At 59.9% G+C, this 12,569-nt stretch carries 13 protein-coding genes; 3 read left to right on the plus strand and 10 right to left on the minus strand.

What is annotated here, in order from left to right; genetic code table 11:
* From L9059_RS14995 to L9059_RS15015, 5 genes are all read right to left on the minus strand, one after another.
* The coding region (locus L9059_RS14995; RefSeq protein ID WP_247291798.1) for an AAA family ATPase at positions 1 to 812 on the minus strand (812 nt) is incomplete at its 3' end.
* On the minus strand, positions 812 to 1,975 hold the full coding sequence (locus L9059_RS15000; protein ID WP_247291799.1) for a DUF4350 domain-containing protein: 1,164 nt from the start codon (positions 1,973 to 1,975) through the stop codon (positions 812 to 814). The genes L9059_RS15000 and L9059_RS14995, both read right to left, overlap by 1 nt.
* The gene (locus tag L9059_RS15005) at positions 1,972 to 3,516 is read right to left on the minus strand and encodes a DUF4129 domain-containing protein (protein ID WP_247291800.1); all 1,545 of its coding nucleotides are present in this window, start codon (positions 3,514 to 3,516) and stop codon (positions 1,972 to 1,974) included. Before L9059_RS15005 ends, L9059_RS15000 begins: the two co-directional genes overlap by 4 nt.
* Complete coding sequence (locus L9059_RS15010) at positions 3,503 to 4,480, minus strand: stage II sporulation protein M (RefSeq protein ID WP_247291801.1); 978 nt, start codon at positions 4,478 to 4,480, stop codon at positions 3,503 to 3,505. Before L9059_RS15010 ends, L9059_RS15005 begins: the two co-directional genes overlap by 14 nt.
* The gene (locus L9059_RS15015) at positions 4,477 to 5,202 is read right to left on the minus strand and encodes an RDD family protein (protein ID WP_247291802.1); all 726 of its coding nucleotides are present in this window, start codon (positions 5,200 to 5,202) and stop codon (positions 4,477 to 4,479) included. The genes L9059_RS15010 and L9059_RS15015 overlap by 4 nt, the downstream gene beginning before the upstream one ends.
* A gap of 181 nt (positions 5,203 to 5,383) precedes the next feature.
* On the opposite strand from L9059_RS15015, the gene sbcB reads away from it, so the two are divergent.
* Positions 5,384 to 6,814: an exodeoxyribonuclease I gene (gene sbcB, locus L9059_RS15020; RefSeq protein ID WP_247291803.1), complete on the plus strand. Its 1,431-nt coding sequence runs from the start codon at positions 5,384 to 5,386 to the stop codon at positions 6,812 to 6,814.
* Positions 6,815 to 6,914: 100 nt separating this feature from the next.
* On the opposite strand, the gene mvaT is transcribed toward sbcB, so the two are convergent.
* Positions 6,915 to 7,292, minus strand: a complete 378-nt coding sequence (mvaT, locus tag L9059_RS15025) for a histone-like nucleoid-structuring protein MvaT (protein ID WP_008058684.1) — start codon at positions 7,290 to 7,292, stop codon at positions 6,915 to 6,917.
* A 327-nt stretch (positions 7,293 to 7,619) separates the two neighbouring features.
* Between mvaT and purU the strand changes: the two genes are divergently transcribed.
* Together purU and L9059_RS30955 are read left to right on the plus strand one after the other, a co-directional pair.
* Positions 7,620 to 8,468 (plus strand): formyltetrahydrofolate deformylase, encoded by an 849-nt coding sequence (gene purU, locus L9059_RS15030; RefSeq protein ID WP_247291804.1) that lies wholly within the window; start codon positions 7,620 to 7,622, stop codon positions 8,466 to 8,468.
* An 85-nt stretch (positions 8,469 to 8,553) separates the two neighbouring features.
* Positions 8,554 to 8,718: a hypothetical protein gene (locus L9059_RS30955; RefSeq protein WP_428480271.1), complete on the plus strand. Its 165-nt coding sequence runs from the start codon at positions 8,554 to 8,556 to the stop codon at positions 8,716 to 8,718.
* 50 nt (positions 8,719 to 8,768) lie between these two features.
* On the opposite strand, the gene gpgF is transcribed toward L9059_RS30955, so the two are convergent.
* From gpgF to L9059_RS30960, 4 genes are all read right to left on the minus strand, one after another.
* Positions 8,769 to 9,764, minus strand: a complete 996-nt coding sequence (gene gpgF / locus L9059_RS15035) for a glucosaminyl phosphatidylglycerol flippase (protein WP_247291805.1) — start codon at positions 9,762 to 9,764, stop codon at positions 8,769 to 8,771.
* Positions 9,761 to 10,537, minus strand: a complete 777-nt coding sequence (gpgD, locus tag L9059_RS15040; RefSeq protein WP_247291806.1) for an N-acetylglucosaminyl phosphatidylglycerol deacetylase — start codon at positions 10,535 to 10,537, stop codon at positions 9,761 to 9,763. Before gpgD ends, gpgF begins: the two co-directional genes overlap by 4 nt.
* Positions 10,530 to 11,651 carry an N-acetylglucosaminyl phosphatidylglycerol synthase gene (gpgS, locus tag L9059_RS15045; RefSeq protein ID WP_247291807.1) on the minus strand — a complete coding sequence of 374 codons (1,122 nt, stop codon included), beginning with the start codon at positions 11,649 to 11,651 and terminating at the stop codon, positions 10,530 to 10,532. Before gpgS ends, gpgD begins: the two co-directional genes overlap by 8 nt.
* A gap of 144 nt (positions 11,652 to 11,795) precedes the next feature.
* Complete coding sequence (locus tag L9059_RS30960) at positions 11,796 to 12,560, minus strand: methyl-accepting chemotaxis protein (protein WP_428480273.1); 765 nt, start codon at positions 12,558 to 12,560, stop codon at positions 11,796 to 11,798.
* Positions 12,561 to 12,569: the final 9 nt, after the last annotated feature.

The following is a 12,569-nucleotide window of genomic DNA, read 5'->3' on the forward strand; positions in this document are numbered from 1 at the left end:
AGGGCAATGGAGGCTCGTGGCCCGGCCCCGAGGGTCAGGCCCGGCCAGCTGCGGGTGGTGCGCGCAAGGCGGACGGCGTAGTCGAGCACTTGCTCGTCCAGCGGCAAGTCACTGGCAATACGCTGCAAGGCCAGTACGTCCTTGGCCTGCAACACCGTGCGCAAGGGCTGTACGTCGAGCATGTCGGCGCGGGTCGAGCGGGTGACCTGGCGCACCATGTCCAGTTCCTGGCTGGCGTCGGGATAATCCATGCGCACCTTGAGCATGAAGCGGTCCAGTTCCGCTTCGGGCAGAGGGTAGGTGCCTTCCTGCTCGATCGGGTTCTGCGTGGCGAGCACCATGAACGGTTGCGCGATGGGCAGGGCGCGGCCTTCGAGGGTGACCTGGCGTTCCTGCATGGCTTCCAGCAGCGCCGCCTGGGTCTTGGCCGGGGCGCGGTTGATTTCGTCGGCCAGCAGCAGGTTGGTGAACAACGGGCCCTTGCGCAACTTGAACTGTTCGGTCTGCAGGTCGTAGACCGCGTGCCCGGTGACGTCGCTGGGCATCAGGTCCGGGGTGAACTGGATGCGCGCAAATTCGCCAGCAAAACAGCGGGCCAGAGCGCGCACCAGCAAGGTCTTGCCCAAGCCCGGCACGCCTTCGAGCAGTACATGACCGCCAGCGATCAGGGCCGTCAGCACGTCATCGATCACTGAATCCTGGCCGATCAGTGCCTTTTGCAACTCAGTCCTGACCGCCTGGGCCAGTTGGCTGGCGCGCAGGCGTTGCTGGGCGGCGTGGCTGGGCGTTCCAGGTTCTGGCTGTTCACTCATCATAAGGCGTTCCTCAAGGATTGCAGGTGGGCCACCTGGCGGCTGAAGTCGGCACTGTTGAGCCGCTGCTTCGGGCGCAAGCTCATGGCCTGGCTGATAGCACGTGTGGGTTGGCCGGTCAGGCGTGACAGCACCAGCCATTGTTCGGCAACGCCGAGTTGATCAAAGCCCTGGTGACGGCGCCGCACGCGCCGCAGGATGTCCTGTCGCAAGGCTTGCAGCAGGCTCTGCTGGCCATTACGGCGCAGCATGAAACCAGCGCTGGCGCGCAAGTGTTCCTGAAGTTGGCGGCGCGCTGGCGCAGGGGTTTCCTGCACCGGGCCATGGCGTACGCCGGCATGCCAGCAGCCCAGGCCGATCAGCGCGATCAACGCCACCAGTGCCTGGGGAAAATAGCGCAGCAGCAGGGTCAACAGGTTGTCGTGATCGGTATTGAACAGCAACGTCACCTGCGTATCGGCGGTGAGGTACCACAGCAGCCAGGCGTTGTCGTACTGGTCGATCGCCGGGTTTTTCCACAGGTCGGCGTCGGTGACCACGACGATCGAGCCCAACCCGTGGTTGAGCTGCATCATGTGCGTCGCCTTGGCGCTGTTGGCCCAGGCCTGGGCCAGGTTGTGCGGGTCTTCGAGATGAAAGGCAGTGTCGAAACCGGCGTAGGCCGGCCCATTGTCGTCTTCCAGGTAAAGCTTGGTGAGCTTGGGGTAGGGGTCTTCGCTGACGTCCTCTGGCGGGTCTTTCAGGTCTTTGCTCAGGGACTGATGCAATTGCACGCGGTCGAGCAGCAGGTCATTGCTTTGCCCGGTCTTGTCATCCCACAGGGACTCGGCGACAAACACCAGGCGCCCGCCTGCACGGGTCCAGTTCATCATTTGGTCAACCTGTCTGGGCGTCATGTTGTACCGGTCGCCGAACAGCAACAGGCTATGCTGTCGCGGATCGAGCGAGGGCAGGATATCCAGGCCATTGGCGTGGCCGACATTAAGCCCCTGTTTGCGCAGGAACTGCTCGGCCGCCAGGTAAGGGTTGGCCACGGCCTCGGGCGCGGGGCCGTGATCGATCTGCTCCTGATAAGGTGTCGCCTTCAGATACAGGTAGACGGCCAGGCTCACCAGCAGCACCGCGATGAGCATGCCAAGGGCCAAGCTGTAACGGCGTCTCAACGCGCAGCTCCCGGTTCGAACAAGGCGCGCCAGCCATCACACAATTGTTGTTGCATCGACGCGGGCGGCACGCGATGTCCGTAGGCCATGTTCTGCCAGTGCCCGGTCAGGTTTTTGCTGAATGCCGCTAACGCTGGCTGGTTCAATTGCTCGATACGCTGTAACACCTGGCCTTCGGTGTCGGCCGGCTTGAGCGGCATGTCGAAGTCGTGCAGCAGGTGGCTGAGCAGGGCACGGTAGAGCAATCCAAGGGCTTCTCGGGGTTGGGTCTGCCATAACTGTTCGGCACTGGCAGCGATGTCGGCGGGCAAGGTTTCCCGGCCAAGGTCCAGGCCAAATGCCTGCCGGGGCAGTGCCGGCAGCTTTATGCGGTCTGCCAGTGGTCGGCGGCTGACAAAGGCCAGCAGCCAGTCGCGGTAATGCCAGATCAACAGGCCCGCCGCTCCGATCAACCCGCCCCACAGCAGCGCTTCGATCAGCGTCGCCACTGCACCGAAACGCTGGGTCTCGAGCATCTTGAACAAGGCCTTGAGCCAACCCGGAGTCGGGTCATCGTCAGCATTACCAGGGCCGGGTTGCTCGTCGCCGAAGCGATAGCGGGTCACGGTATCCTTGTTCTTGAACGGCGGGTTATCGAGGATTGCCTTGATGCTGTCCCGGGAGGCCTGGCTGGTCAGGGGCTGCTCCAGAAGGCGCGGGCTATCGGGGGAAACTGTCGGCTCTGCGGCCCAGACACACTGCGTCGTGGGCATCAGCAAAAACGTCGCGAGCAATAGAATGGCAGCGGTGCTTTGCAGGCGCTGGCGCAGGCGGCGAAACACCAGTTCAAGGTCCCAGGCCTCCAGCACAGTGCGCCGGTTCAGGTACAGGCTGAAGCCGCAGGCTACATAGATCGGTTCCCACGCGATCAGCACCAATACATAGAAGAGGTTGCTCAGGTGTTCGAGCCACCCCCAGTCCTGCTGACTGGCGGAAATCAACGCTTGCCAGCCCCAGTCGACTTCAATCTGTTGGGGCAGTAGCAGATAGAACAGCACCATCAGGCCAATCCACAAGGCGCTTTCCAGATGCACGCCGATGATCGTCAGCCAACGCGCTGCACTGGCATCGCTCTGCATCAGTACCTGCACGCGCTGTACCCGCGCCTGGCCATCGAGACCTTCGAGTTGCAGCACCGGCAGCAGGAAACTGCGACTCAGGCTCAGGCGGCGCCAGGTCAGGCTGGCGATCAATTGAGGCGTTAAAAGTCGAGGCCATTGGCATAGCGCCTGTTTCAATGTAGGTGTTTCACCGAACAGGGCTTTCGACAGGATGAACAACGGCAGGCGTTCGAATGCGGGTTTCAACCACCAGAAAATGAACACGGCGAGCGTGGGTGAATCCCATAGCACCAGACTGAGCAGAGCAAACACCGGCAGGGTCACGATGGCCCAACTGGTCATCAGTAAACGACGGTGACGCCGGCTCAGCAACACTCCCAGGTCCATGGCTTCCCAGGTCCGGCGGGGTCGAATTACCACCGTCGCGTCACTCAGGCGCATGGCGAGTCCGTCCGGCAAACAGTAGATACGCCGCGACCAATGTCCAGAGCATGGCGCCGACCAGGTATTTGATGGCTGGCGCAGGCCAGGTCATCGATGACCAGTACGCTTCGATAAATGCAGCAATGACCAGAAATAGCATCACCCCGCAGATCAGCCGCACGCTTGTTTTGGCCGCCGTTCGCAAGGCCTCCGCACGCCGTAACCGTCCTGGCGCGATCAACGCCCAGCCCAGTTGCAGGCCTGCGGCGCCTGCCAGAACAATAGCCGTGAGTTCAAAAGCGCCGTGCCCGATCACGAACGACCAGAAGGTTTGCCCGAAACCGATGTGGGTCAGGTGACCGGCCACCGCGCCGATCATCAAGCCGTTGAAGACCAGGAAAAACGCGCTGCCAAGGCCAAATAGCAGCCCGCTGGCGAAGGTCTGAAAGGCGATACCGATGTTGTGCATGATGTAGTAGCCGAACATCACCCAGTCTTCGCTGGCGGCCCGGTCCGGCGTGCGCCCCAGCTGACCGGATTCAGGGTTATACATGTCTTGCATCTGTCTGACTTGCTCCGCCGGAATCAGGTTGTAGATCAGCTCCGGAAACCAGTACACCAGCAGCGCAAAGCCGATCAGGCTGGCAAAAAACAGCAGACCTGCCGCCAGGACAAAATGCCATTGCTCGCGCACCAGTCGCGGAAAATCGGCCAGGATAAACGCCAATGTCTTGGCTCCCAGCCGGCCGCGTTGGCGGTACAGTTGTTGATGGCCGCGCAGGACCAGTTGCTGCAACGAGTCAACCAGGAAACTGCTATAGCCACGCTCCCGGGCCAGCGCCAGGTGATGGCACAGGCGACGGTAGTCAGCGGGAAAGCTGCTCGTCCCAGAGGTTTTTTTGCCCCGTTCCAGGCCGTCCAGCGTCAGGGACAGTCGCTCCCATTCAGCCCTGTGGCTGTACTCGAACAGACTCTGCTTCATGCCGGGCCCATCAAGTGGCGGGCAATCCCGCCGAGTTCGGCCACGGCCTCAGGAGCATGGAGCTGCAAGGGTTGTACGACGATGGCGGCCAGTTCATCGGCCCGTGCTGCAGAGAGTTCAACCTGGCGTTCGGCAAATCCGAGGATGGCCCGTTGCTCGGCCAGGGTCAGGGCCACCACAGGGCGTAGGGATTCGACATCAGGCAATGCAGGGCGCTTGAGCGGTTGTTCGCGGTAGATCACCAGCGTGCCGGCGGCAAGGTCGCCGAGGCGTTTAAAGGTAGGATGTTGCAGACAACTGATAGCTCCCAGAGCGTAGCCAAATGGCAACATATCGACAAACCGCAGCAAGTTGCGCAACAGTGAGGCGGACCAGCCGACAGGGGTGCCATCGTCTTGTACGACGCGTAATCCCATCCACTGCTTGCCCGGCGAACGGCCCTGGTTGAGCACTTCAAAAAGGACCATGTACCACCAGCTCACGACGAACAACAGGATCGAGCCCAGGCCGGCACCGAGTTTTCCCAGGAACGACAGCACGATGAACAGCAGGCCCAGGATCAACCCGCGTAACCCGAGGTCGATCGAGAAGGCCAGCACGCGCACCATCAGCCCGGCCGGGCGCAGTGGCAGGTCGATGCCCTCCGGCGTCTCGACCTGATGCCGCGTGTCCAGTGGCGGTGACAGCGTCGCTTTCCTTGGCAGTGCTGTGGTCTCGAGCATGGGCAACCTTGATGTGGCCTGTTCGGGATTCGATCGACTGGATGCTAACAGCCTCCCGGGGGAAAACGACATCACAATGTAATACGCCGTATGCAACTCGCGCCGCCTGAATGACAACAGGACTGGCCGCAGCCTTGCTTGAACGCCTAGACTTCGCCGATCTTCAGTTCAGGAACAGCCCGTGACTTCCATCTTCTGGTACGACTATGAAACCACCGGCATCAATCCGCGATGCGATCGCCCGCTGCAAGTCGCCGGCATCCGCACGGACTTCGCGCTGAATGAAATAGACGAACCGGTCAACCTGTATTGCAAACCCAGCGAGGATATCCTGCCCCATCCTGCCGCCTGCGCGATCACCGGGATCACCCCCGGTTGCCTGGCCGAGCAAGGTTTGAGCGAGGCAGATTTCATGACTCGGGTGCACGCACAGCTCGCTGCGCCAGGAACCTGCGGCGCAGGTTACAACACGTTGCGCTTCGACGACGAGATGACCCGTTACAGCCTGTATCGAAATTTTTTTGATCCCTATGCCCGTGAGTGGCAGGGCGGTAACAGCCGCTGGGACCTGATCGACGTTGTGCGCGCCGCCTACGCCCTGCGCCCCGATGGCCTGGCCTGGCCGACTGACGAACAGGGAAGGGTGACACTCAAGCTCGAGCGCCTGACGGCTGCCAACGGCATCGACCACGGAAACGCCCACGAGGCCCTGTCGGACGTGCGTGCCACCATCGCCCTGGCGCGTCTAATACGGGAAAAGCAGCCAAAACTTTACGACTGGCTGTTTCAGTTGCGCGGCAAGCAAAAGGTGCTGGATCAGATCCGTCTGTTGCAACCCCTGGTGCACATCTCGGGCCGTTTCTCGGCCGCGCGCAGCTACGTCGGCGTGGTCTTGCCCCTGGCGTGGCACCCGAAAAACAAGAACGCCCTGATCGTCTGTGACTTGCACCTCGACCCGCAATGCTTGCTCGATCTGGATGCCGAAGCGCTCCGGGAGCGCCTGTATACCCGCAGTGCTGACTTGGCCGAAGGCGAGTTGCCGGTGCCGTTGAAGCTTATTCACATCAACAAGTGCCCGGTCGTGGCGCCCTTGGCGGTACTTCGCGAGCAGGATCAGCAGCGCCTGGGGCTGGACATGGCGCTTTATCAGGCGCGCGCGCTGCGGCTAAGTGACGCAGCGCAAGTTTGGAAAGATAAAGTTCAGGCGGTCTATGCCCGCGAGGGGTTTCTTGCCAGTGAAGACCCTGAACAACAGTTATACGATGGTTTTATCGGCGATCGGGATCGCCGTTTGTGTGAACAAGTCAGGGCGGCAGATCCTGCGCAACTGGCACAAGAGCAGTGGCCGTTCGATGATGAACGACTGCCTGAATTATTGTTTCGATATCGCGCCCGTAACTTCCCTGAAACCCTGAGTGTTGAAGAACAGGAGCGCTGGCAGATATTTTGTCGACAGCGTTTGTCTACACCTGAGTGGGGCGCACCCAATACCCTCAACTCTTTTGCAGAGGCCGCCGCTCAACTGATGCTTACTGCCACGCCGGATCAACGTGCAGTGCTGGATGATTGGGAAAAATATGTCCAGGTATTACGGGTTCGTTTGAACCTTTGAAAACGAACATGCCAAGCGTTGAATACCGGGCATAAAAAAACGCCAGCATTGAGCTGGCGTTGTTTTTTGGCGCGAATCAGTCTGCGCCAGGCCCTGCGGCTTAGCCCAGCAGAGTCGCCCAGCCTTCAACCACGTCACCGCCCCACTTGGCTTTCCACTCTTTCAGAGTCTTGTGGTTGCCACCTTTGGTTTCGATGACTTCACCGTTGTGCGGGTTTTTGTATTGTTTAACTTTGCGAGCGCGCTTGGTGCCAGTAGTTTTTACTGCGCCGCCGCGTGGAGCCTTGGTTTTGGCTTCCGGGTCCAACAGCGCAATGATGTCGCGCAGGGACTTGGAGTACTCGCCCATCAAGGTGCGCAGTTTGCCTTCGAATTCCAGCTCGGTTTGCAGTTTGTCGTCTTGGGACAGATTCTTCAAACGGGCTTGCAGCTCTTTGATAGCTTCTTCGGTGGCGCGATATTCGTTGATCAAGGACATGGGGACTACCTTATGTTGGGCGCTGGATAGCAGGTGACAGTGCGCCAATAATAGTCAGGGTATTTCATCAAGTAAACATTTAACCGAAGTTTATTTAATTCACTTACGCTGAGTAGGCAGATAAATTCTGCGGCCAGTTAAATACACTGAACACGTTTTCACCCATCTTCACAATGGCCTCTTGAATATCGGCTGTCAGAGCGCCCTCGCGCGCCGCCGGACCTGCTTCCCCAAGCCGTGCGCAAGATCAGCCATCATCAGTACTGCAGTTTTGCTGCGTAATCGCTAGAATGGCGGCCTTTGCGAAGTTCTGGAGTTTTACCCCTCATGCGCACTTTTCGGCTGGTGATTGCTTGCCCGGACCGCGTCGGTATCGTTGCTAAAGTCAGTAACTTTCTGGCGTCACATAATGGCTGGATCACTGAAGCGAGCCATCACTCGGACAACCTCAGTGGCTGGTTCTTCATGCGTCACGAAATTCGTGCCGACTCGCTGCCTTTTGGTATTGAAGCTTTTCGTGAGGCCTTTGCGCCTATTGCCGAAGAGTTCTCGATGAACTGGCGCATTACCGATACCGCACAGAAGAAGCGTGTTGTATTGATGGCCAGCCGTGAGTCCCACTGCCTGGCTGACCTGCTGCACCGCTGGCACAGCGATGAGCTCGATTGCGAAATTTCCTGCGTGATTTCCAACCACGATGACTTGCGCAGCATGGTCGAGTGGCATGGCATCCCTTACTACCACGTTCCGGTCAATCCGCAGGACAAGGAACCGGCATTCAAGGAAGTGTCCCGCCTGGTCAAACAGCACGATGCCGAGGTCGTGGTACTTGCCCGTTATATGCAGATCCTGCCGCCGGAGTTGTGCAGCGAATACGCGCATAAGGTGATCAACATCCACCACAGCTTCCTGCCGTCGTTCGTCGGCGCCAAGCCATATCACCAGGCTTCGATGCGTGGGGTTAAATTGATCGGTGCCACTTGCCACTACGTGACTGAGGAGCTGGATGCCGGTCCGATCATCGAACAGGACGTGGTACGCGTAAGTCATAGCGACAGCATTGAAGACATGGTGCGATTTGGCCGTGATGTGGAGAAGATGGTGTTGGCCCGCGGCCTGCGTTATCACCTCGAAGACCGAGTGTTGGTGCATGGCAACAAGACTGTGGTGTTCTGATAGCCCCACCACCTTGTTGAATTTCGAAGGGCCTGGGCGTTAAATCGCTGCAGGCCCTTTGTTGTTTCTGCAGTGAGGATTGTTTATGGCGGATCCACTCGATAAAGCGACTTCCACGGCTCCCGCGACTTTGGGGGAGGGCTGTTTGAGTCGTTATGATCCGGATGACTTGAGTGCCGAGGACGGTACGGAGTTTCCCGGGGCGCAGGAGTTGTGGGAGGAGTTGCATCCCGGCGATTTGCCGGACTAACACATAGAGACGAGATCAAACGATCGCAGCCTCGTTTCTCTCCACCGCTCCTAGACCTGCTTGAACCTCATCAACTTTCTCAGCAACGGCCGCCCCAGCAGTAGAAAGAACACCGGTCCTCCCACCAGCAGATAGAAGTAATACGTCACCGCCCGCCAGATCAGAATGGCCGCCGCCGCAGTCGACTTGCCCACCATAGGCGCCAGCAGTGCGGCCGAGGTCAGCTCTGCGGCTCCGGCGCCGCCCGGCAACAGGCTGAACTGTCCGGCGCTGAGTGAAAGCATCTGGATCAAGAACGTCCAGGCCCACTGCAAGTCTGCGCCCAGACCACGCACGGTCAGGTACAACACGCTGTAACGCAAACACCAATGCAGGCAGGTCAATGCGAACACCTTGATCAGCGTCTTATGGGGCAGTTTCAGGGTGTCGGTAAATGCCGCAAGAAAGTGCAGGAGCTTGCGTGTCCAGCGCAGGCGCGTTGAGGCTTTGACGTTGAGGCGGGCCAGTATGCGGCCGCTCAGGCGAATCAGCAATCGGTGATAACGCGCCACCGCCAGGCAACTGACCAGGCCGCCAGACATCGAGATGGCGCTGACCATTAATAGCCATTCCATTCGCTGGCTCAGGTGCTGGAACAGTGCATAAATCAGGATCCCGATCAGTGCGCAGAGGAAGAAGACCAGGTCACTGAGCTGATCCATCGCAAACACGGCGCTGCCCTTGGCCGGGCGAACGCCCTGGCGCGAGAGCAAGGCCATGATTGTCAGCGGTCCGCCGCTGCCTCCGGGAGTGGCGCAATAGGCGAACTCTGCAGCCATCACCACTCCAAGACTTCTCAATCGGCTGACTTTGTGGCACTGATCTCCCAATAACAGCCGCAGGCGCAGGGTGTTCAGGACCCAGCACAACAGAATCATGGCGAACATGATGAGTAGCCAGTGCAGGGGAAAATGTTGCAGCCGATACCAGGTTTCGTTACCGCCCAGCAGGGACGGGATCAGCAGCGCAACCAGCAGTGCGACAAGCAGGAGAATGACGCGACTCATGCGCTGCGACCGACAGCAGAGCCAGTCCGTCTCAACCAGTCGGCCTTGGTCAGCGGTACGCGGCCTTGGTGCAGCAGGCGTTTGAGGGTTTGCAGCCAGTAATCCCGGGAAAAGCTGTGGCGCATGTCCACCGGATGCAAACCGAGGCGAATCACTGGCGCTTGCTGCCAGCGTTGTTCCCGCCGGTCGCTGAGCCACTTTGACAGGCCCCGACGCCAGGCACTGCGGGCGCTCCACACCAGCCCCGGCGCGTCCACGGTAGTGAAGTCTGGCAGCCGGTAGAGGTGCTGTGGATCACTGGTATAGCTCAGCGGCAAATGGCGCAGGGCTTCCCGTGTCCCGGCACTCATCAACCAGGCTGGGGCGACAAACCCTTCCAGGGGCCAGGCGTAGCGCTGGAACATCTCGACGCCTGCCTGCAGCCGTGACAGCGCCTGCTGCTCGGTCAGGTTATAGAACTCGCCCTCGTGAGTGTATATACGGCGCATGAACCAGTCTCGCGGAGTGCTCGGCGACGAACCTTCATCGCAATGAAAGTAGCCGTGCAACGCCAGTTCGTCGCCCCGGGCCAGACGATGTGAGAGCAGTCGGCGAAAGTCCGGGTGCGCTTGCAGATCGTTGTGTTTGTGGAAGTCCGGTACCACCAGCCAAGTCATCGGCACTGAGCCCAAGGCATCGACGGCTTCGACGAAAGGCTGATAGTCGGGCCAGGTCTGCGGCGCGACATCGTGCAGCACCAGCAGCAGGCAGGGCGTGCTCGCGGATTCAACCATTAGCGATCATCGGCCAGTGAGTGCCCAGCACGGCATGGTAGTGCCCCAGCAGGCTGTCGACCACCGTATCCCAGGCGTAATGCTGTTCCACATGACGGCGAGCCTGTTGGCCCAAGGCGGTGCTGCCCGAACGGAACAACTCGTGCACGGCTTCGGCCATTGCCGCCGGACTGTTAGGTGCGCAGAGCAGCCCGCACTGGTCGGTCACAACTTCCTGAAAGGCCCCGGCAGCTACCGCGATCACCGGGATGCCGCAGGCCATGGCTTCGAGGATCACCAGGCCGAAGGTTTCCTGATCGCCGGCATGCAACAGTGCATCGGCGCTGGCCATCAGGCGCGCCACTTGTGGCGCCGGGCAGAACTCATCAATCACCGTGACGTTATCCGGCACTATCGCCGGCATCGATGAACCCACCAACAGCAAGTGAAAGCGCGGGCCCAGGCGTTTAATGCAGTCGAGCAGGACGGGCAGGTTTTTTTCCTTGGAGCCGCGACCGGCGAAGATCAGTAAACGGCTGTCTTCGGCGATACCCAGCTCCGCCCGCAGTTCCGGGTCACGAGCGCCAGGGTGGAAGGTTTGCAGGTCGACGCCCAAAGGTTGCACATAGACATTTTTTACCCCCAGCCCAACTAGCTTGTCAGCCATGAGTTGGCTGGGCGCGAGTACCCGGTCGAAGTTGCCGTAAAGCCTTCTGACATAGGCCTCGATATTTGGTGTTACCCAGTTGCCCATGCGATTGCTACACAGTAGCGGCAAATCCGAGTGGTAAAAGCCAATCACCGGAACGTCCAGCTGACGTCGGGCATCCAGGGCGGCCCAGGCCGTGAGGTACGGGTCGCCGACTTCAATCAGATCGGGCTGCAGATCCTGCAGGGCATTTCGCCAGGGTGCCAGGCGAACGGGAAAACGATAGCCTTTGCCGAAGGGCAGGGCGGGGGCGGGAACCGTATACACGCCGTCCTGTTCACCGAGGTGGGCGCCAGGAATCAGCAGGCTGTGGCGAATGCCGGGCTTGATGCCCAGGCGTCGGTGTTTTGCATCCAGATACGTGCGCACGCCACCGCTGGCAGGGGCGTAGAACATGGTTATGTCAGCGATATGCACGATGAGCATCCCTCCGATCCGTTGTTCTCCTTGGGTTGACCTTTAAGAAGGATAGATGTTCGGTTGGGGTTTGCCGGGGGGAGGGGCAATTGGCGTTGTGTTGGATTTGAGAGCGCCATCGCGAGCCTGCTCGCGATGGCGTCGATACTGATGTTAGATGCGGAAGCTGCCAACCAGCTGTGTCAGTCGCGCCGCCTGCTGTTCCAGGTCCGAACAAGCCCGCAACGTTGACTGCAGATTCTCCACCCCTTCCTGGTTCAACGTATTAATCTCGGTGATGTCGACGTTGATCGACTCCACCACTGCCGTCTGTTCCTCGGTCGCCGTGGCTACCGACTGGTTCATCCCGTCGATCTCGCCGATGCGCAGGGTCACGCTGTTCAGACGTTCACCCGCGAGGTTGGCAATGTCCACGCTGTCCTGGCTGTGGCGCTGGCTGTCGCTCATGTTGCTCACCGATTCCCGCGCACCGACCTGCAGTTCCTCGATCATGGTCTGCACCTGCTGTGCCGATTCCTGGGTGCGATGCGCCAAGTTGCGTACTTCATCGGCTACCACCGCAAAGCCACGTCCTGCTTCGCCGGCGCGTGCCGCCTCGATCGCCGCATTCAGCGCCAGGAGGTTGGTTTGCTGGGAAATACTGGTGATGACTTCGAGGATCTGTCCGATATTCACGGTCTTGCTGTTGAGCGACTCGATATTGGTGCTTGAGGCACTGAGCATGCTCGACAGTTGATTCATCGCGGCAATGCTGCGATCAACCACCTGCTGACCGTCTTCGGCGAGGTTGCGCGCATCGCTGGCCTGGTTCGAGGCCTGGGCGGCGTTGCGGGCAATTTCCTGGGCTGCGGCGCCCAATTGATTGATCGCGGCGGCCACGCTGCTGGTGCGCGAGGCTTGCTGATCGGAATTGAACATCGACGAGTT

The organism is Pseudomonas violetae (assembly GCF_023072615.1).
In the GTDB taxonomy this organism is placed as follows: Bacteria; Pseudomonadota; Gammaproteobacteria; order Pseudomonadales; family Pseudomonadaceae; genus Aquipseudomonas; species Aquipseudomonas violetae.